General features: G+C 62.0%; 15 protein-coding genes and 1 pseudogene. 14 read left to right on the top strand and 2 right to left on the bottom strand.

The window, feature by feature from the left end; translation table 11 throughout:
- Positions 1-6 precede the first annotated feature (6 nt).
- From folP to phoR, 9 genes are all read left to right on the top strand, one after another.
- Positions 7-948, top strand: coding sequence for a dihydropteroate synthase (folP, locus tag HWX36_RS33735; protein WP_175958092.1), 942 nt, complete (start codon positions 7-9; stop codon positions 946-948).
- A gap of 28 nt (positions 949-976) precedes the next feature.
- Complete coding sequence (glmM, locus tag HWX36_RS33730; RefSeq protein WP_175958091.1) at positions 977-2332, top strand: phosphoglucosamine mutase; 1356 nt, start codon at positions 977-979, stop codon at positions 2330-2332.
- 453 nt (positions 2333-2785) lie between these two features.
- The gene (gene pstS, locus HWX36_RS33725; RefSeq protein ID WP_175958090.1) at positions 2786-3820 is read left to right on the top strand and encodes a phosphate ABC transporter substrate-binding protein PstS; all 1035 of its coding nucleotides are present in this window, start codon (positions 2786-2788) and stop codon (positions 3818-3820) included.
- 94 nt (positions 3821-3914) lie between these two features.
- Positions 3915-4901, top strand: a complete 987-nt coding sequence (pstC, locus tag HWX36_RS33720; protein ID WP_175958089.1) for a phosphate ABC transporter permease PstC — start codon at positions 3915-3917, stop codon at positions 4899-4901.
- Entirely contained in the window at positions 4898-5791 is an 894-nt protein-coding gene (gene pstA, locus HWX36_RS33715; protein WP_175958088.1) for a phosphate ABC transporter permease PstA, read from the top strand. The genes pstC and pstA overlap by 4 nt, the downstream gene beginning before the upstream one ends.
- Positions 5792-5806: 15 nt before the next feature.
- Entirely contained in the window at positions 5807-6655 is an 849-nt protein-coding gene (gene pstB, locus HWX36_RS33710; protein WP_175958087.1) for a phosphate ABC transporter ATP-binding protein PstB, read from the top strand.
- Positions 6656-6673: 18 nt separating this feature from the next.
- Positions 6674-7378, top strand: a complete 705-nt coding sequence (gene phoU, locus HWX36_RS33705; protein ID WP_175958086.1) for a phosphate signaling complex protein PhoU — start codon at positions 6674-6676, stop codon at positions 7376-7378.
- Between the two features lie 31 nt (positions 7379-7409).
- The gene (gene phoB / locus HWX36_RS33700) at positions 7410-8111 is read left to right on the top strand and encodes a phosphate regulon transcriptional regulator PhoB (RefSeq protein ID WP_027787869.1); all 702 of its coding nucleotides are present in this window, start codon (positions 7410-7412) and stop codon (positions 8109-8111) included.
- 57 nt (positions 8112-8168) lie between these two features.
- Positions 8169-9488 (top strand): phosphate regulon sensor histidine kinase PhoR, encoded by a 1320-nt coding sequence (gene phoR / locus HWX36_RS33695; RefSeq protein WP_175958085.1) that lies wholly within the window; start codon positions 8169-8171, stop codon positions 9486-9488.
- A gap of 126 nt (positions 9489-9614) precedes the next feature.
- On the opposite strand, the gene ppk1 is transcribed toward phoR, so the two are convergent.
- Positions 9615-11678: a polyphosphate kinase 1 gene (gene ppk1, locus HWX36_RS33690; protein ID WP_175958084.1), complete on the bottom strand. Its 2064-nt coding sequence runs from the start codon at positions 11676-11678 to the stop codon at positions 9615-9617.
- A 277-nt stretch (positions 11679-11955) separates the two neighbouring features.
- On the opposite strand from ppk1, the gene ppx reads away from it, so the two are divergent.
- A complete protein-coding gene (gene ppx, locus HWX36_RS33685; RefSeq protein WP_175958083.1) occupies positions 11956-13470 on the top strand; it encodes an exopolyphosphatase in 1515 nt (504 codons plus the stop codon).
- An 89-nt stretch (positions 13471-13559) separates the two neighbouring features.
- Here ppx and HWX36_RS33680 read toward each other — a convergent pair whose 3' ends face one another.
- Positions 13560-13994: a hypothetical protein gene (locus HWX36_RS33680; protein ID WP_175958082.1), complete on the bottom strand. Its 435-nt coding sequence runs from the start codon at positions 13992-13994 to the stop codon at positions 13560-13562.
- Positions 13995-14469: 475 nt separating this feature from the next.
- On the opposite strand from HWX36_RS33680, the pseudogene tssI reads away from it, so the two are divergent.
- The 4 genes and pseudogenes from tssI to HWX36_RS33660 all read left to right on the top strand — a co-directional run bounded on the left by tssI (position 14470) and on the right by HWX36_RS33660 (position 20553).
- A pseudogene (tssI, locus tag HWX36_RS33675) lies at positions 14470-17251 on the top strand (type VI secretion system tip protein TssI/VgrG).
- Between the two features lie 36 nt (positions 17252-17287).
- On the top strand, positions 17288-19216 hold the full coding sequence (locus HWX36_RS33670; protein ID WP_175958081.1) for an alpha/beta hydrolase: 1929 nt from the start codon (positions 17288-17290) through the stop codon (positions 19214-19216).
- A 74-nt stretch (positions 19217-19290) separates the two neighbouring features.
- Positions 19291-20253, top strand: a complete 963-nt coding sequence (locus HWX36_RS33665; protein ID WP_244136598.1) for a T6SS immunity protein Tli4 family protein — start codon at positions 19291-19293, stop codon at positions 20251-20253.
- 12 nt (positions 20254-20265) lie between these two features.
- Positions 20266-20553, top strand: a complete 288-nt coding sequence (locus HWX36_RS33660; protein WP_175958080.1) for a PAAR domain-containing protein — start codon at positions 20266-20268, stop codon at positions 20551-20553.
- The last annotated feature ends 322 nt before the right edge of the window (positions 20554-20875 follow it).

Genomic DNA, 20875 nt, shown 5'->3' with positions numbered 1-20875 from the left:
GGGCTGGTGTGGCTTCACACCGGCCCGTTTTGCATTCATTCACGCCAGTTGCTCGTGTCCGACTCCGCTGTTTTTCCATTCATTCCCGCGCCACTCCAGTGCGGCCGCTTCGAACTGACGTTCGAACGCCCGCTCGTGATGGGCATCCTCAACGCCACGCCCGATTCGTTCTCCGACGGCGGCCGCTTCCTCGCGCGCGACGATGCGCTGCGCCAGGCGGAGCGGATGATTGCCGAAGGCGTGGACCTCCTCGATATCGGTGGCGAATCGACGCGCCCCGGCGCGCCGCCCGTGCCGCTCGACGAGGAACTCGCGCGCGTGATCCCGCTCGTCGAGGCGCTGCGGCCGCTGAACGTGCCGCTGTCGATCGATACCTACAAGCCGGCCGTGATGCGTGCGGCGCTGGCCGCAGGCGCCGACCTGATCAACGACATCTGGGGGTTCCGCCAGCCGGGCGCGATCGACGCGGTGCGAGACGGCAATTGCGGACTGTGTGCGATGCACATGCTGGGTGAGCCGCAAACGATGCAGGTCGGCGAACCCGATTACGGCGACGTCGTGGCCGACGTGCGCGATTTTCTCGCCGAGCGCGCACAGGCGCTGCGCGATGCCGGGATTGCACCGGAGCGGATCTGCGTCGATCCCGGCTTCGGATTCGGCAAGGCGGTCGTCGTCGACAACTATGCGCTCTTGGCCGCGTTGCCGGACACGGCGCCCGCACGGCCCGACGGGCGCGCGTATCCGATACTCGCGGGCATGTCGCGCAAGTCGATGCTCGGCGCGGTGATCGGCGGCAAGCCGCCGATGGAGCGCGTCGCGGCGAGCGTGGCGGCTGCATTGTGCGCAGTCGAGCGCGGGGCGGCGATCGTGCGCGTGCACGACGTTGCCGCGACGGTCGATGCGCTGAAAATCTGGAATGCCGTGCGCGAAGCCGCGCGGCAACGATAAGTCAGAAGACGAAGGAGGAAGATTCGCTATGGGACGTCGATATTTCGGCACGGACGGCATTCGCGGCACGGTGGGCGAGGCGCCCATCACGCCGGATTTCGTGTTGCGTCTCGGCTACGCGGCCGGCAAGGTACTGGCCAGCTCGGCCGACGTCGCGGCGGGCTCGCGTCCGACCGTGCTGATCGGCAAGGACACGCGCGTGTCGGGCTACATGCTAGAAGCCGCGCTCGAGGCCGGATTCTCGGCGGCGGGCGTCGACGTGATGCTGGCCGGCCCGATGCCGACGCCGGGCGTCGCGTACCTGACGCGCGCGCTGCGCCTGTCGGCGGGCGTCGTGATCAGCGCATCGCACAACCCGTATCACGACAACGGGATCAAGTTTTTCTCGGCTGACGGCAACAAGCTGCCGGACGACACCGAAGCCGCGATCGAAGCGTGGCTCGACAAGCCGCTCGAATGCGCATCGTCCGACGGTCTCGGCAAGGCGCGCCGCCTCGACGATGCGGCCGGACGCTACATCGAGTTCTGCAAGAGCACGTTCCCGGCCGCGTTCAACCTCCGCGGGCTGAAGCTCGTGATCGACTGTGCGCACGGCGCCGCGTACCAGATCGCGCCGCACGTGTTCCACGAACTCGGCGCGGACGTGATCCCGATCGGCGTCGCGCCGAACGGCTTCAACATCAACGACGGTGTCGGTGCGACCGCGCCCGACGCGCTGGTGCGCGCGGTGCGTGCGAACCACGCCGATCTCGGCATCGCGCTCGACGGCGATGCGGACCGCCTGCAGGTCGTCGACGCGACCGGTCGCCTGTACAACGGCGACGAGCTGCTCTACGTGCTCGTGAAGGACCGGATCGCGACCGACGGCAAGGTCGAAGGCGCGGTCGGCACGCTGATGACGAACCTCGCGATCGAAGTCGCGCTGCAGCGCGAGGGCGTGAAATTCGTCCGGGCGGCGGTCGGCGATCGCTACGTGCTCGAACAGTTGCGCGAGCACGGCTGGCAGCTCGGCGCGGAAGGCTCGGGCCACATCCTGTCGCTCGACCGCCACTCGACCGGCGACGGCATCGTGTCGGCGCTGCTCGTGCTCGCCGCGTTGAAGCGCAGCGGCCGGACCCTTGCGCAGATGCTCGACGGCGTCACGCTGTTCCCGCAGAAGCTGATCAACGTGCGGATGAAGCCGGGCGCCGACTGGAAGGGCAGCACGTCGATCCGCGCCGCGATCGCCGCAGCCGAGGCCGCGCTCGCCGGCAGCGGCCGCGTGCTGATCCGCGCATCGGGCACGGAGCCCGTGCTGCGCGTGATGGTCGAGGCGCAGCAGGCGGCCGACGCGGTCCGCCACGCGGAGACGATCGCCGACGCAGTGCGCGCAGCGACGACCTGATGCGCAGGCCCGGCGCGGGGGCGGTCAACCGCCTGCGCGCCGGCCGCCTGTGAACCCGCATGCGGCGCCTTCGGGGCGCCGCGATTCCATCAGACGCAAAGGTTTGCGATACCGATGAGAAGGGCGCGTCGCCCACCGTATGCCACGGTTGAAAAATCGTCAGACCCCTGATGGCGGACTCGCCTCGAGCGGGGGCTTTCCGTGGCGCAGGCACTGCGCTACGATCCGCTCGCACTCAGGCGAAACGGGTAGTCTCCCGTCCCCTCCAGGCAGGCAATTCTTGCCGCCACCGCCGTTTCGGCACCGCCCGGGCGCCGCGCGCACCGCCCCCGATACTCCCTTTCAACCAGTCATGTTACTGTCACGCCAGTTTCATCGATTGTCACATTACCGTCATGAGGAGCCCCTAACCTTCGCGGTGCCGTAGTCATCCGCTCACACACTGGAGGTCTCATGAAATTGATGCAAACCGCGATTGCCGGCCTGGCTGGCGCGCTTTTCGCCGTCGCCGCTCACGCTGCCGACATCACGGGCGCAGGCAGCACGTTCGCGATGCCGATCTATACGAAATGGGCTGCCGACTACCAGCAGACCGGCGGCGCGAAGGTCAACTACCAAGGTATCGGTTCGTCGGGCGGCCTGAAGCAGATCGTCGCGAAGACGGTCGATTTTGCCGGTTCGGACGCTCCGCTGAAGGATGACGAACTCGCGAAGGAAGGTCTGTTCCAGTTCCCGACGGTGGTCGGCGGCGTGGTGCCGGTCGTCAACGTGCCGGGCGTGAAGGCCGGTGAACTGACGCTGTCGGGCCCGGTGCTCGGCGACATCTACCTCGGCAAGATCAAGAAGTGGAACGACCCGGCAATCGCCGCGCTGAACCCGAAGGTCAAGCTGCCGGACACGGACATCGCCGTGGTTCGCCGTGCCGACGGCTCGGGCACGAGCTTCATCTGGACGAACTACCTGTCGAAGGTCAACGACGAGTGGAAGTCGAAGGTCGGCGAAGGCACGACGGTCAACTGGCCGACGGGCACGGGCGGCAAGGGCAACGACGGCGTCGCGGCCTTCGTGCAGCGCCTGCCGGGCGCAGTCGGCTACGTCGAATGGGCGTACGCGAAGAAGAACAACATGGTCTACACGGCCCTGAAGAACTCGACGGGCACCGTGGTCGAGCCGAAGACGGAAACGTTCAAGGCCGCTGCTGCCGGCGCGAACTGGTCGAAGTCGTTCTACCAGATCCTGACGAACCAGCCGGGCAAGGACGCATGGCCGGTCGTCGGCGCGACGTTCGTGCTGCTGCACGCGAAGCAGGACAAGCCGGAGCAGGGCGCGGAAACGCTGAAGTTCTTCAGCTGGGCGTTCAAGAACGGCGAGAAGGCTGCCGACAGCCTCGACTACATCTCGCTGCCGCCGGCAGTCGAAGCGGAAATCCGCAAGCAGTGGAAGGTGAAGGTGACGGACGCTTCGGGCAAGTCGGTCGCCGCCGAGTAAGCATTGCAGCGGTTCGCTGCCCGGCCGCACCGGTCGGGCAGTGTGTGCGGTAAAGCCGGGCGTTACGGCGTCCGGCAATCAAAAGCAGGCACCCATGTCTGATATTTCCTATCCGTCCTCACGGTCCGCCGACGTTGCGCAGCAACGCGCGCCGAGCCGCCTCGGGGATGTCGTATTCGGCGGCCTTGCACGGCTTGCCGCCATCGTGACCCTGCTGCTGCTCGGCGGGATCATCGTTTCCCTGATCGTTGCGTCGCTGCCGACCATCCAGAAGTTCGGCCTCGGCTTCCTGTGGCAATCCGAGTGGGATCCCAACTCGGACATCTACGGCGCGCTCGTGCCGATCTACGGCACGATCGTGACGTCGATCATCGCGCTCGTCATCGCCGTGCCGGTCAGCTTCGGCATCGCGCTGTTCCTCACCGAGCTGTCGCCCGTGTGGCTGCGCCGCCCGCTCGGCATCGCGATCGAGCTGCTCGCCGCGATTCCGTCGATCGTGTACGGCATGTGGGGCCTGCTCGTGTTCGCGCCGATCTTCGCGGAATATTTCCAGAAGCCGCTCGGCCGCCTGTTCAAGGACGTGTGGGTGCTCGGGCCGCTGACGTCCGGCCCGCCGATCGGCATCGGCATCCTCGCGGCCGGCGTGATCCTCGCGATCATGATCATCCCGTACATTGCATCGGTGATGCGCGACGTGTTCGAAGTCACGCCCGTGCTGCTGAAGGAATCGGCGTACGGGATCGGCTGCACGACCTGGGAAGTGATGTGGAAGGTCGTGCTGCCCTATACGAAGACCGGCGTGATCGGCGGCGTGATGCTCGGCCTCGGCCGCGCGCTCGGCGAGACGATGGCCGTGACCTTCGTGATCGGCAACACGAACCTGCTCGACAGCGTGTCGCTGTTCGCACCGGGCAACAGCATCACGTCGGCGCTGGCAAACGAATTCGCGGAAGCGCAACCGGGCCTGCATACGTCCGCGCTGATGGAACTGGGCCTGATCCTGTTCGTGATCACGTTCATCGTGCTGTCCATCTCCAAATTGCTGCTGCTTCGTCTCGAGAAGGGAGAGGGCAAGAAATGAGCGAGCCCATCATGAATTTCCCGGGGCCGGACGGCGCCGCGCTCGACGCGATGCGCAATCGCCTGCAGCGCAAGCGCAAGGCCGTCAACGCGATCGCGCTGGCCGCATCGCTCGGCGCGATGGCCTTCGGCCTGCTGTGGCTCGTGTGGATTCTCTACACGACGGTGCATCTCGGCGTCAGCGGCCTGTCGCTGCAATTGTTCACGGAGTCGACGCCGGCACCGAACACGGAAGGCGGCGGTCTCGCGAACGCGATCGTCGGCAGCTTGCTGCTGTGCGGTTTCGGCACGCTGGTCGGCACGCCGCTCGGCATTCTCGCGGGCGTCTATCTTGCCGAATACGGCCAGAAGAACCTGCTGGCGGGCACGATCCGCTTCATCAACGACATCCTGCTGTCCGCGCCGTCGATCGTCATCGGCCTGTTCGTGTACGCGATCGTCGTCGCGAAGTCGGGGCGCTTCTCGGGCTGGGCCGGCGTGATCGCGCTCGCCCTGCTGCAGATTCCGATCGTGATCCGCACGACCGAGAACATGCTGAAGCTCGTGCCGAATGCGCTGCGCGAAGCGGCTTTCGCGCTCGGCACGCCGAAGTGGCGCATGGTGATGAAGATCACGCTGCGCGCATCGGTCGGCGGGATCGTGACGGGCGTGCTGCTCGCCGTCGCGCGGATCGCCGGCGAAACGGCGCCGCTGCTGTTCACCGCGCTGTCGAACCAGTTCTTCTCGTGGGACATGAGCCAGCCGATGGCGAACCTGCCCGTCACGATCTACAAGTTCGCGATGAGCCCGTTCGCGGAATGGCAGTCGCTCGCATGGGCGGGCGTGTTCCTGATTACGCTCGGGGTGCTCGGACTCAACATCCTGGCGCGCTCGATCTTCTCGAAAAAGTAACGGCGGAGCAATCCGATGAATATGGCAGAAAGCCACCTGAATCCTGTCGAGCGCACCGCAGCGTCGGCCGGCGTGCAAGAAGCGGCGCACGGCCGTCCGCTCGAGCCGCTGAACGCGAAGATCGAGGTCAACAACCTCAACTTCTTCTACAACAAGTTCCATGCGCTGAAGAACGTCAACCTGAGCATTCCCGAAGGGAAGGTGACGGCGTTCATCGGCCCGTCGGGCTGCGGCAAGTCGACGCTGCTGCGCACGTTCAACAAGATGTTCGCGCTCTATCCGGAGCAGCGCGCCGAAGGCGAAATCCTGATGGACGGCGAGAACCTGCTGACGACGAAGCGCGACATCTCGCTGCTGCGCGCGCGTATCGGCATGGTGTTCCAGAAGCCGACCCCGTTCCCGATGTCGATCTACGACAACATCGCGTTCGGCGTGAAGATGTTCGAAAAACTCACGCGCTCGGAAATGGACGACCGCGTCGAGTGGGCGCTCACGAAGGCCGCGCTGTGGAACGAAGTGAAGGACAAGCTGAACCAGAGCGGCTACGGCCTCTCGGGCGGCCAGCAGCAGCGTCTGTGCATCGCGCGCGGCATCGCGATTCGTCCGGAAGTGCTGCTGCTCGACGAACCGTGCTCGGCGCTCGACCCGATCTCGACGGGCCGCATCGAAGAGCTGATCGCGGAGCTGAAGAGCGACTACACGGTCGTGATCGTCACGCACAACATGCAGCAGGCCGCACGCTGCTCGGATTTCACGGCCTACATGTACCTGGGCGAGCTGATCGAATTCGGCGAGACCGAAAAGATCTTCATCAAGCCGGTGCGCAAGGAAACGGAAGACTACATCACCGGCCGCTTCGGCTGATGACGGAGAACAACAGCCATGTCGGATAAACATCTGTCGAGCCAGTTCGACGCGGACCTGAATGCCGTGTCGTCGAAAGTGCTGGAAATGGGCGGGCTCGTCGAGTCGCAGATCGTCGGCGCGATGCACGCGCTGAACGAATTCGATCGCGATGCGGCCGAGAAGGTCATCACGGCCGAGGAAACGCTGAACGCGATGGAGGTCGACATCGACCAGGAGTGCGGCAACATCATCGCGCGGAGGCAGCCTGCCGCGCGTGACCTGCGCCTTTTGATGTCGATTTCGAAAACGATTACGAACCTCGAGCGCGCAGGCGACGAGGCCGAGAAGATCGCGAAGCGCGTGCGCCGCCTGGTCGACGAGCCGGCCGCGCGCGCGGTCAACATCGCCGAGATCAAGGTGTCGGGCGAAATGGCCGTGACGATCCTGCGCCGCGCGCTCGATGCGTTTGCGCGTCTCGATACGGTGGCCGCCGCGCAGATCGTCAAGGACGACAAGGAGATCGACCAGGAATTCCGTGCGTTCGTGCGCAAGCTCGTGTCGTACATGCAGGAAGATCCGCGCACGATCTCGGTCGGCCTCGAATACCTGTTCATCGCGAAGGCGATCGAACGGATCGGCGATCATGCGAAGAACATCGCCGAATTCATCATCTATATCGTGAAGGGCACGGACGTGCGGCACCAGCCGCGCGACACGCTCGATCGCGAAGCCAACAGTTAATCGACTCCATACAGGAAAAAAAGAGGTGCCGATGCCCAGCAACATTCTCGTCGTTGAAGATGAGCCCGCGATTTCCGAACTGATCTCGGTGAATCTCCAGCACGCCGGTCACTGCCCGATTCGCGCGTACAACGCCGAACAGGCGCAGAACCTGATCAGCGACGTGCTGCCCGATCTCGTGCTGCTCGACTGGATGCTGCCGGGCAAGTCCGGTATCGCGTTCGCGCGCGACCTGCGCAACAACGAACGGACCAAGCACATCCCGATCATCATGCTGACTGCGCGCGGTGACGAGCAGGACAAGGTGCTCGGCCTCGAAATCGGCGCGGACGACTACGTGACGAAGCCGTTCTCGCCGAAGGAGCTGATGGCGCGGATCAAGGCCGTGCTGCGCCGCCGCGCGCCGCAACTGACCGAGGACGTCGTGTCGATCAACGGGCTGCGCCTCGACCCGGCCACGCATCGTGTCGCAGCGCACGCGGAAGGCAGCGAGATCAAGCTCGATCTCGGCCCGACCGAGTTCCGCCTGCTGCATTTCTTCATGACGCATCCGGAGCGCGTGCACAGCCGCACGCAACTGCTCGACCAGGTGTGGGGCGACCATGTATTCGTCGAGGAGCGCACCGTCGACGTGCACATCAAACGATTGCGCGCGGCCTTGAAACCGGCCGGCTGCGATGCGATGATCGAGACCGTGCGCGGCAGCGGCTACCGGCTCGCCAAGCACGCGTAACGTATTCACGCATGCCGTGTGCCGCGGCATGCCGTTCATTCTTTCGGGCGCTGAATCATGAACATCATCTGGGCGCGCTTTCTGGTGTCGCTCGTGCTGCTCGTGCTGATCGGCGTATTGGTCGGCGTCTTCGCCGGCCCGATCGCGGGCCTCGTGTTCGTGGTCGTGATGCTGGTCGCGCAGGGCTTTTTCAGCACCTTTCATACGCAGCGTCTGTGGCGGCTGCTCGATGCGCCGGTCTACGGCGAAGTGCCGAGCGCGCCGGGCATCTGGGGCGAGATCTACTATCGTCTGCACAAGCTCGCGAAGCAGTGGCATGCACAGGTGCGTCAGGTCGAGCAGCAGCACTCGCGCTTCATCCAGGCGATCCAGGCGTCGCCGAACGGCGTCGCGATGCTCGACGACCACGACCAGATCGAGTGGTGCAATGCGATCGCCGAGGTCCACTTCGGCCTCGACGCGAAGCGCGATCTGCGCCAGCACATCACCAATCTGGTTCGCCATCCCGAGTTCGTACGCTATCTGAACGCGCAGCATTACGACGAAACCCTGGTGATGCGCGGCATGGGCGATTCGCGGCAGAACGTGCTGGAAGTGCAGGTGTTTCCGTACGGCGAGAACCGCAAGCTGCTGCTCACGCAGGACATCACCGAGCTCGAGCGGACCGACGCGATGCGGCGCGACTTCGTCGCGAACGTGTCGCACGAATTGAAGACGCCGCTCACCGTGCTGTCGGGTTTCCTCGAGACGATGCGCGAGCTGCCGCTGAACGAGGAAGACCGCGCGCGCTATCTCGAGATGATGGAGCAGCAGGCCTCGCGGATGCGCCACATCGTGACCGACCTGCTGGTGCTCGCGAAGCTGGAGGGCGAGAGCAAGCCGCCGGTCGATCGTGCGATCGACATGCGTGCCGTGTTCGACCATCTGAAGGAGGACGCGCAGACACTGTCGAACGGGCATCACGACATCGCGTTCTCGATCGACGAGACGCTCGGCGTCACCGGCGCGCAGACGGAGCTGTTCAGCGCGTTTGCGAATCTCGTCACCAACGCGATCCGCTATACGCCGGAAGGCGGCAAGATCGTCGTGACGTGGCGGCGCGAAGGCGCGCAGGGCGTGTTTTCCGTCACGGACAGCGGCTTCGGTATCCCGGCCGCTGATCTGCCGCGGCTCACCGAACGCTTCTATCGCGTCGATCGCAGCCGTTCGCGCGACACGGGCGGCACGGGGCTCGGCCTTGCGATCGTCAAGCACGTGCTGCAGCGGCACGACGCGCACCTGTATGTGCAGAGCGAGGAAGGGCGCGGCAGCACGTTCACCGCGCGGTTCCCGGGCTCGCGCATCATCGCGATCCGGCCGGCCGCATACGAGGCATGATCGCGTCACCGCATTCGTCGCTCGTTCGGCGAGTGGCGGCATGCCGGATCCGCAACAAAAAAGCGCAGCCCGCGGGCTGCGCTTTTTATGGGTAGCGCCGAGCGCGACTTGCGCCGCGCCGCCGGTTCAAGAACAGAACTTCGCGAGCAGCCCGAGTTGCGCGTTGCGGATCGTCTTGCCGGCGCGACGGCGGCGGTAGTGGCCGTCGCTGTGCATCTGCCATGCCGACTGGTTGTCGCCGAGGCACACCGACAGGCCTTCGGCGATCACGCGCCGCTTGAGCTTGCGATCGCGGATCGGGAACGCGACTTCGACGCGGCGGAACAGGTTGCGGTCCATCCAGTCGGCGCTCGACAGATAGACGTCTTCGGCACCGTTCGCGTGGAAATAGTAGATCCGGTGATGCTCGAGGAAGCGGCCGACGATCGAGCGCACGGTGATGTTTTCCGACAACCCCGGCACGCCGGGTTTCAGCGCGCAGACACCGCGCACGATCAGGTCGACCTTGACGCCGGCCTGCGACGCTTCGTACAGCGCGGCGATCACCGTCGGCTCCAGCAGCGCATTCATCTTCGCGACGACGCGTGCGCGCTTGCCGGCACGCGCATTGTCGATCTCCGCGCGGATCGCGTCGATGATGCGCGGATGCAGCGTGAACGGCGACTGCCACAGCTCGTGCAGCGTGAGTTCGCCGCCGATGCCGGTCAGTTGCTGGAACACGTGATGGACGTCCTCGCAGATCTTCTGGTCGGCCGTCATCAACCCGAAGTCGGTGTAGAGGCGTGCCGTGCGCGGGTGGTAGTTGCCGGTGCCGAGGTGCACGTAGCGGCGCAGCGACGCCTTGCCGGCCTGCACGACGCGTCGCACGATCAGCATCATCTTCGCGTGGCACTTGTGGCCGACCACGCCGTACACGACATGCGCGCCGACGGCTTCGAGCTGCGACGCCCAGTTGATGTTGGTTTCCTCGTCGAAGCGCGCGAGCAGCTCGACGACGACGGTCACTTCCTTGCCATTGCGCGCGGCTTCCATCAGCGCGTCCATCAGCGGCGAATCGGTGCCGGTGCGGTAGATCGTCTGCTTGATCGCGACGACGCTCGGATCCTTCGCGGCCTGCTGCAGCAGTTCGAGCACCGGCTGGAAGCTCTCGTACGGGTGGTGCAGCAGGATGTCGCCGTTGTCGATCGCGTCGAACATCGTCGGCGCATTCGTGATCACTGCCGGGGTCGACGCGGTGAACGGCGCGAACTTCAGGTCGGGACGGTCGACGAGATCGGGAATCTGCATCAGCCGCACGAGGTTCACCGATCCGGTCACGCGATAGCAGTCCTTCTCGCCGAGTTCGCTTTCCTCGAGCAGGCGTCGCACGATGTGCGACGGCGTGTCGGCCGACACCTCGAGACGCACGGCATTGCCGAGGTGGCGCGCGGGCAGTTCGCCCTGCAGCGCGACGCGCAGGTTCGTGATTTCGTCCTCGTCGACGAACAGCTCGCTGTTGCGCGTGATGCGGAACTGGTTGCAGCTCTTCACGACGAGTTGCGGGAAGAGTTCGCCGACGAAGCGCTGCATGAACGAGCTCAGCAGCACGAAGCCGTGCTCGAAGCCGGACAGCGCGTGCGGCATGCGCACGACGCGCGGCAGCGCACGCGGGGCCTGCACGATGCCCATCACGGCCTGGCGGCCGAACGCGTCGCGGCCTTCGAGCTCAACGACGAAATTCAGGCTCTTGTTCAGCACGCGCGGGAACGGGTGGGCCGGATCGAGGCCGATCGGCGTCAGTACGGGCAGCAGTTCGTCGAGGAAGTACTGTCGCGCCCATTCGAGCTGCTCGTCGTTCCACATGTCGCTCGCGTGGAAGTAGATGCCTTCCTGTTCGAGCGCGGGCAGCACGGTTTCGTGCAGCATCGTGTACTGTCGATGGACGAGCCGTTGTGCGCGTTCGACGACGAGGTCGTAAGCATGCTGTAACGACATGCCGTCGGGCGTCAGTGCGCCGGGGTTGTCGCGGATCTGCTCCTGCAGCCCGGCCATCCGGACTTCGAAGAATTCGTCGAGATTGCTGCTGGTGATGCAGATGAAGCGGAGGCGCTCGAGCAACGGCACTTGAGGGTCGGCCGCCTGGGCCAGCACGCGCTCGTTGAAACCGAGGATGCCGAGTTCACGATTGAGAAGCGGATAACGGACGGACATCGGCAGAGTAGGGGGTGATTCGGGCGATGATTCGAAAGGACGCTCGGAAACTCTCACGGTACGATGACGTGCTGATGACAATAATGTATTTATATCGGGAAATTCTACGCCGCAACCGTTTCGTCTCATAAATGTTTCGGCTATATGCAATCGAGCAGTATGCATGCCCGTGAAGCGTGGCAATGGCAAGCGTTCCACGCTTAAAATGTCGCCTTTGATTGATCGCCCAGGATGGCCGACCGGCCGCCGCGGGCGAACGCGCACGGAGCCCCATTCGATGGTTACAACCCCCCACTTGCTGGCTGCCGTGGATCTCGGCTCGAACAGCTTCAGGCTGATCGTCGGGCGTGTCGAGGAAACGTCGGCGGGCAGCCAGATCTATCCCGTCGATGCGTTGCGCGAGCCCGTCCGGCTGGCCGCGGGCCTGTCGAGCGACAAGATGCTCGATCGCGCGTCGCAGGAGCGTGGCTGGGAGGCGCTCAAGCGGTTCGGCGAGCGCCTGCGCGATTTCCATCCCGATCATGTGCGCGCGGTGGCGACCAACACGCTGCGCGTCGCGAAGAACGCGGCCGAATTTCTCGGCGAGGCCGAAGCGGCGCTCGGTTTCCCGATCGAAGTGATCGCGGGCCGCGAAGAAGCGCGGCTGATCTATGCGGGCGCCGCGCACTCGGTGCCGGCGAGCGCCGGCAAGCGGCTCGTCGTCGACATCGGCGGCGGCTCCACCGAATTCATCATCGGCTCGCACTACACGCCGATCGTGATGGAGAGCCTGTATATCGGCTGCGTGAGCCACAGCCGCACCTTCTTCCCGGCCGGCAACGTCGACGAATACACGATGCGGCAGGCCGAACTCGCGGCCAAGCGCGAGATCCAGATCATTTCAAGCGAGTACAAGAAGGCCGGCTGGGACCAGGCGATCGGCTCGTCGGGCACCGCGCGTGCGCTTGCGGAACTCGTCGAGGCAAACGGCTTCAACGATCCGGGCATCACGCACGGCATTTCGCGCGGCGGCCTCGAGCGGCTGAAGCGTGCGCTGATCAAGTCGGAGAACGTCAACCGGCTGAAGCTGATCGCGCTGAAGCCCGATCGCGTGCCGGTGCTCGCGGGCGGCCTCGCGATCATGCTCGCGGTGTTCGAGGAACTCGGTGTCGACTACGTCGATACGACCGACGGCGCGCTGCGCCTCGGTGTGCTGTACGACCTGCTCGGCCGGACGCAGCACGAGGACATGCGCGCGGTGACCGTCGAGGGCTTCACGCGCCGCTACGGTGTCGATCGTGCGCAGGCCGAGCGGATCGGCGCGCTGGCGGGGCGCTTCTACGACGAACTCGAAGAAGCCGACGAAGAAGCGCGCGAGGAAGGGCGGATGTTCCTCGGCTGGGCGGCCGCGTTGCACGAGATCGGTTTGTCGATCTCGCACAGCGCGTATCACAAGCACTCGGCTTATATCGCGAGCAACGCGGACATGCCGGGTTTTTCGCGCACCGACCAGGCGCGCCTCGCCGCGCTCGTGCTCGGTCACGCGGGCAAGCTCGGCAAGCTGTCGCAGGCGCGCGACGTCGAGTGGCCGCTGCTGTTCTGCCTGCGGCTCGCGGCGCTGCTGTGCCGGCGCCGGACCGATGCCGGGCTGCCGGACATTTCCGTCTCGCAGATGAAGAAGGGCGGGTATGAAGTGCGCCTGCCGAGCGCGTGGGTCGAGCAGAACCCGCTCACCGACTACAGCCTCAGCCAGGAGGCGGCGGAGTGGGAGAAGGTCGGTATCCCGTATCGCGTGGTGTATACCGGCGCGTAAAGGGTTGAAAGTGGGGCCGGAAGGGGGCGGCAGCAGACGGCTTGGGTTGTGCCCCCTCATGAATGCCGCATGATCGTCCTGACGGCTGCTCAGTCCGACGAGCAGACGATCGCAGTCAGGAACGGAAACGCCTGCTTGACGGTCGCGTCGCTCCCTGCCTTGCGCACGGCTTCCTCCACCGCGCTTTTCGTGCCGCGCACCACGACGCCATAGGCCCAGTCGCCGATCGGCGTGCCGTCGCCCGTGCGGAAGAGCGGGTCGTTCGCCTGGTATCCGAGTACGACATAGACGCCGAAGCCGTACGCCGTCAGTGAGTGGCTGGTGCGGAATGCATTGACCGAGTTCGATTCGACGTGCATCGGCTCCGACTGGATGTCGCCGGCGGCGAGCAGCGGCGCGACGAACTTGTGGCCGGTCGAGTGGCAGTCGAGTGCGTCGTCGAGCGCCTTGGCCGACGCGGTGCCGGCAGTCGCGAGCGCGAGCAGCGATGCGCAGAGGGCGGTGTTCAGAATGTTGTTTTTCATGCGCGGATGCGGGTTGTTCACGCGCATTATCGCGTGTTCCGGCAAGTGCCGTATGCGGGCCGCGGGTGGCACGTTGGCACGTATGCTGTCGGCATTCCGACGTGCCGGGCGAGGCGGGCCCTTGATCATCTCCAGTCAGTCTTTCCTGCATCGAGCGCGAAAGGCCATAAGCCATTTGCTTCGTGTTGACTGTTGAAAAATGGCCGCCGAGGGCTGTGTGGATCGTTTGGCGTCGATGCCCCGCAATTGTGCCGGAGCACCGATGTTGCGCGCTCGCTTTCTCGGCTGAGAGCGCAAGTGGGCGACCTTTAGCTCGATCCCCTGCATCGCTAGGCAGCGTGGCTTCAATTTCTGTCAAGCCGGCACATATTGCTCAGACTTTAGATAAAATCGCGCGAGCGACTTGCTGTCGCGAATGGCTGACCGTCACTTTGTGTCACTTTCTTGACGGTCGAACCTGAGAGAGATAACGAAAATGGATATCAGACCGTCCGCACTCGGGGACTTGAAGGCACGCGACCTCTACGAGGCGATCAGTAAGGGCGTTTTGCAGCAGGGGCGGTTGTTGATGCTGAATACGCCGCTCGGCGAGAATGCGCTGGTGCCGTTACGTGCGCGCGGATCGGCCAGAATTGGGCGTGACTACTCGTACACGATCGACGTTGCGTCGACGCGTGATGATACTGCGCTGCTGTCGCTGATGCACCAGCCTGTGACCCTACAGATTCAGCAAGTCACGGCCCCCTTTGCGGTTCCCGTCTATCGTCCGATCCACGGTTTCGTGCATCGGGTCGCCTATTTGGGGGGGGAACGGTGGTCTTTCCACGTACCAGATCGAGTTTTCATCGGCGCTGGTCTTCCTTGAGAAAACCCACAACGAAGAGGGCTGGCTCGAGAAAGACGCCCGCGAGATCATTTCCGACGTGCTTGATCGGTATCCGCAGCTACGCGGACAGTACCGTTTCTCGCTGTCGTCTGATCCTGGCAAGCGTTCGTGGTGCAGGCAAAGCGAGTCCGATCTTCACTTCGTGAACCGCTTGGCCGAAGCCGAGGGCTGGTATTTCTACTGGGTCCACGAAAACGTTAGCGAAGGTGACGCTCCCAAGACGACGCTCATTATCGTTGACCGTGTCTCGACACTTCCCGACGCCAAGTCGGTTGAATTCATTCGGGCGAACGACAGCAACGAATCTGACGGTTTCGCGCATTGGGCAGCGGTGCAGACGATGCAGAGCACGCGCTACATGTCGCGTGCGTTTGATTACAAGCGGCCCGCGTCCAATTTTCAGGTGGAGACTGGGCTTGCCGCGACGAGCTATGTCACGGAGGACCGCCGCCAGAAAGCCGAGCATAGCGTTCCCGACGCGCCGATGACGGTCTACGAATCGACGGCTTACGGCTACTCCAGCTCAGATACGGGTGAGGTGCGAGCGCGACGGCGAGTGGAGATATGGGATGCACGTGCAAGCCGATATTTCGGCGTAGGCGGTGTGCGGTGGCTGGATGCCGGTTTGCGGTTCGTCTTGAATGGTCATCCCCGCCACGAGGACGGCGATTCGAAGAAGCGAGAGTTTCTGGTGGTCGAGGCCCGGTGGTTCATCGAGAACAACGTCCCGATTGGCCCGCAGACGGCCGAGTTTCCGCAAAGTCTTCGCGCAACGCTGGCCGAGCAGCAGGCGATTCACCGTGAGCGATTCAAGACGCTGGGGCATGAGGCGGATGGTTCGGCCGGATTTTTCGTGCTCGAAGTCGAGGCGCAACCTACGGCTGTCGAGTACCGGAGCCCGCTGGATCATCCGAAGCCTGTCATGTCGATCGAACACGCGCTTGTTGTGACACCGGATGGCGCGGAGGCGTGGACGAACGACCGGAACCAGATCAGGGTGCATTTTGCATGGGATCGCAAGAATCCACCGGACGCCTTCAATTCCTCACCGCTGCTGTCGACGCTTCAATCCGATACGGGTAACGGCTATGGATCGGTTCACGTGCCGAGGGCGCGGGAGTGGGTCATCGTCGGTTACTGGAACGGGGATTGTGACAAGCCGTTCGTGTTGGGGCGGATCAATGGCGGTACGACGCCTTCGCAATGGCATTCGAACGCATTACTGTCCGGGTTCAAGTCGGAAGGGTTCGGCAAAACAGGCGCCTACAACTCGTTCGTCCATGATGATTCCACGAATCAAAGCGGGACGCGGCTGGTCAGCTATACGGGCAAGAGCTATGCGGCACTGACGCAGGGCTACCTGATCAAGCATGACGGCAACACGCGAGGGCAGTATCTGGGGGCCGGTTTCATCTTGCACGCCGACGAGTTCGGTGCGGTTCGTGCCAGCAAGGGGCTGTCCATCAGTGCTCACTCGAAATCCTACGACGACGAGCAGATGGGCGTGGATGAGGCGCGATCGCAGTTGCAGCAGGCCGGGATGTTGGTCGAGTCGCTGTCTAGCGCGAGCACGACTGCCCAGGCGGAATCGCTGCAAACAGGGCAGGACGCGCTCAAGGCACTTTCGAAGAATATCCAGCACCCAGTATCGGGCGATACGTCGGGAGGGGTAACGGCAGGCGGTGGTACCGGTAGCGCCAATGGATTTGCGCAACCGAACATATTGGTATCAACGCCGAAAGACATTGCACTAGTCGCAGACAGCTCGACGCATATCGTAGCCGAGAAAGAGGTCAACGTTGTCAGTAACGAGAACACGTACGTTGCGACGGGCAAGTCGTTTGTCGTGGCGGCCGCGGAAAAGGTGAGCTTCTTCGCACAGAAACTTGGCGCGTTCTTTGTGACGGCGAAAGGCCCGATCAAGCTGTCGGCTAACACGGATGATGTGAACGTCAATGCAGGCAAAGATGTGACGGTTAAGGCCAAGCGCATTGTGCTTGATGCCGATGAAATCATCATCAAGGCTGGCGGCTCGTACACGAGGTGGGTTGCTGCTGGCATCGAGGATGGCACGCAAGGCCCGCGAACGATCAAGTCGGCTTCACTGAGTCGTCAGGGGCCGAGCTCGATCGCGCAGCACATGAACAGTCTGCCGCAGGCCAAGTTTAACGATCCCTATGTGCTTCGGGATAGCATCACTGGCGAGGTGTTGAAGAATCACCCATACGAATTGGTGCGAGGCGATGGTACGCGTTTGACGGGAATGACGAACGAGCTGGGGCAGGTTGCTGAACAGAAGAGCGATGACGTTGAATCGCTGATGCTTCACGCGTTGAGGCGAACGCCGGGCACAGGTGGGGCTGCGGAATAAGTTCGCTGCTCAGTCCAAACTAACTTTGCGAATGCTATGGGCACCAATCCGACAGGTAATCCAAACGTCGTCTCGCCGTTCAATGACAACTTCGATCAAGAGGCCGTGCAGCTCATGGGCCGTACTGCCCCTGACGGGTCGTCTTTCGGGCAATTTACGTTGACGCCAGCCAGCGACACACGAAGCAAGGAGCTTCTGTGCGACGTGCGCCCAATTATTCCGGTGATTTTTATTCCCGGCGTGATGGGTACTCTATTGGTCAATGAGAATACCGGTGATGAGATGTTTTTCCCGCCGAATGCGGGGCCCGGCGATTCAAAGGCTTCAGCGGGAGCTTGGTTGTACGGTGCTTACCATCAGAACGCGGCTGAGCGGGAGACGAAATTCAACCCACTGGTCGCAAAAGTCACGACGCTTGGCCCCATCAATGTTGGTGACGGAAAGGCAATCAGTGAGGATGAGGCCAGACGACGGGGCTGGGGGTCCATACATCGCTGGAGCTATCACCCATTTCTTTTGTGGCTTGAGCAGACTCTGAACTCTCCGAAATTTTTCGGCAAGATCGTAGGTCCGTGGATCACTCCAGATCCGACTGGCGAGACGTGGGCACTTCATCCGGTGCTCGGGACCGATCCGAAAAAATATGGCGGCTTTGGTGAGGGAGGACCGATTGAGGCAGATTCGACAAGGTTCAATCATTTCGCAAAATTCAGATATCGAGTGTATGCGATTGGATATAACTGGCTTCAATCGAATGCCGACTCGGCAAAAGATGTGTTGACGGGTAAGGATTATTACAATCCGAAATCAAAGAAGAAAACCCATCTAATGGGAATCAATGAGATCATCGCCGAAAACCACAGTGGTAAAGCGATTATCTTAACGCATTCGATGGGCGGGCTCGTGGCACGCATGGCAATCGCGATGCATGGCGCTGGAAGTTTGATGCACGGTGTCTTTCATGGAGTGCAGCCCGCAACAGGGGCTCCGTTGGCGGCCAAGCGATTCCGAACTGGAGCTGAATCTGAGGGGCCGTCCATGATTCCGATTCAAACCGGGTATCAAAATGCTGCATTGATGGGAAGAGACGAGAATGAATTCGTCGCAGTGACCGCGAACGCTCCGGGTCCGCTTGAGCTTTTACCAATGCCTGATTACAACAACGGAGAGTCGTGGTGGATATTTGCAAGAATAAATGGTGACCCTGTCGCTAAACTGCCGAAAGGGGGTAATGCTTACGACGACATATACACAAACTCAAAGTGGTATGGGCTTGTTCCGGACGCGTCAATGCTAGATCCTGCTGGAATTGTCCAAGATAGGCTCAAGAGGAATAAGGTCAATAAGACGGTGTTGGGCAATTTTAAGGATGTACTGTCCAAAGCTGTTGAGAATCAACGAAAGATTATCAATAAGTACCATGACTATACGTATGCTGCGTACGCGAATGGTGAACTCAATGCTAAATCGCCGGATGGCGCACCTGAAAAGAACGGAGGTAAGCCAAGCATCGAGAAGGGGCAACCGCTTGACAAGCTATTGACGTGGGGGAACGCAGTGTGGACTGGAAACATTCCGGCGGGGGTTACGGAGGAGGAACTGCTTGCTGCAACTCCTTTGTCTGACTCTCGTAACGGGACTTTGCGGGTGTATCTGGAATCCCGGAAAGTGGCTGTCGAGTTTCAGGTCCAGAGGACGCCGACGTTGCCGCGGGCTGCCAACGATTTAGAAAAGACGTCTAACGGTATTATTCCAGGGGACGGGACGGTGCCGGTGTGGTCGGCGCGTGCGCAAGCCCGTGGGTTAAAGCCGGGTGTGAGCGGAGGGACGGCGAAAGGCATGCAGATGGTGTTTGAGCAAGGCGGGTATCAGCATCAGTTTAGTTACGACCATCCGTGGACGCGTTGGTCTGTTCTTTATAGTATTGTGCAGATTGTGTGGAACGTCCCGGAGTCAATGTGCTGAACCGTATTGTATTTTTTTTGGTATTTCTTGCGAGTATGTGTGCAAGCCCAATTGCCTTTTCTGGAGAGTCGGCGATGACTAACCCTCTGCTGTCCAAGTCGCGCCCGTGGTGTGTTGGTCGCTTTGTGTTTGATCGGCCAGTGGCGAGTGAAATAAGTAGCCAAGGGTATGAATTTCGTGGTGAAAAAATTGATGTTACGCACAAGTCTTCGATGGCAGATTATGATTCAAAGGTGAAATCTTTGAATTCCAAGTTGAGCGGTCATAGGCGAGTAAATCCCGGGACTGGTGTGGAAATTAATCGCGCGTGGTTGGAGAGGGAGCTGCATCCGCGAAACGATTCTGCGGTATTTGTTTATCAGGAGTATTATTCGAAATCTGGCCTTGATTTTAAAACGGAAGGTTATTTTTTTGATGGTGGAAATCTTTTCCATACTGTTGGCGGGATTGGAGCAGATGCGCTCGGGCAGGTCGAAGAGATTTATAAGGATACGTATCGTCGTATCAAGAGTCGTGATAACTGGTCGGTGCCGACAGAGTCAGGGTTTTGCATCGATGGCGGAATTGTGACCGGTTCGTCGACCTACAGTGAGGAGGTCACGCAGTCGTTTGCGTTGATGCCAGAACGTCGCCCAGCGTTACTGTTGATTCAAATGCGCGATTCAGTTAGTCAAGATCGTGATCCTGCTGCATCCCTCCTGAAGACCCTGCCTGATTTGCGCGCAAAATTGGATGCAATTGGGGCACCCTATCGCATTTTGCGCCAAGGCCATCGCAAGATTGCGGGCATGGATGCGGAAGAAGTACTGTTCGAAGTTAAAGATGGCGGCGTTACCGAATACCGTTTCTCTCTGCTTGCGCCGGGTGACCCGAGCACGTTAGCGAAACCGCATACGTCGATCCAGATGATCCTTGGGGATGTAGCTGGTCATGATATGCCGACTGAAGAGCGAACTTCTCCGGTCGACGAGGCGGGGGCGTTGCAGTCATGGGATACGCTCCTGAATAGCTTGAGGCTGCGGCCTGGCGCGGTTTAAGGGGGCCAGCGGATGAGGCGTTATGACATCGTGAAGGGTGACACGACGACAGTCGGAGGCATCGTGCAGGGTGGTGACGGGCAAGACATTCTGCACGACCGCGAACAAGCGTATGAACACGATCCGGTGTGGTGCCCAGTGTGCAAGACACTCGGCGTGATTGAGTGCGACGGGCCACGTTATTCAAGTACCGGGCCGGATGGCCGACAGGCGGCGCTGAGTGACGACCTCTGTCGGTGCGCATGTCCGACGCCGCCGAAGCTGGTGGCGTCGCAGTCGGTATCGTATGTCGAGGTCTGAACGGCAGGTGATACGAGCGGAATATTGAACGGATCAAGTGGCACTCCGTTTGGCACTGGGCCGATATCGAGATGCCGGCTTCTTTTCTACTCTATCGATAGCGAGACCCTGTTTCAGTGACAACCCGTGACGAACGTTTCGAAATGCTTCGGGCTTACCTTGCGGACGCGGGTTTTGTATTACTCGACCGCAAGTGGCATACCGTACATCATCAGTATCGATTCCGTTTGACCTGCCTGGTTTCTTCGGGCCATTTCAATCTTGGGGAATGGCCTCGGTTACTTCAGTTAAACAATACCGCTGCTTGAACTCGTCGGGCGTC

The organism is Burkholderia sp. BCC0405 (genome assembly GCF_902833075.1).
Lineage (GTDB): Bacteria > Pseudomonadota > Gammaproteobacteria > Burkholderiales > Burkholderiaceae > Burkholderia.
Note: the sequence above shows the minus strand (reverse complement) of the source record. Positions and strands in the feature narration are given on the sequence as shown.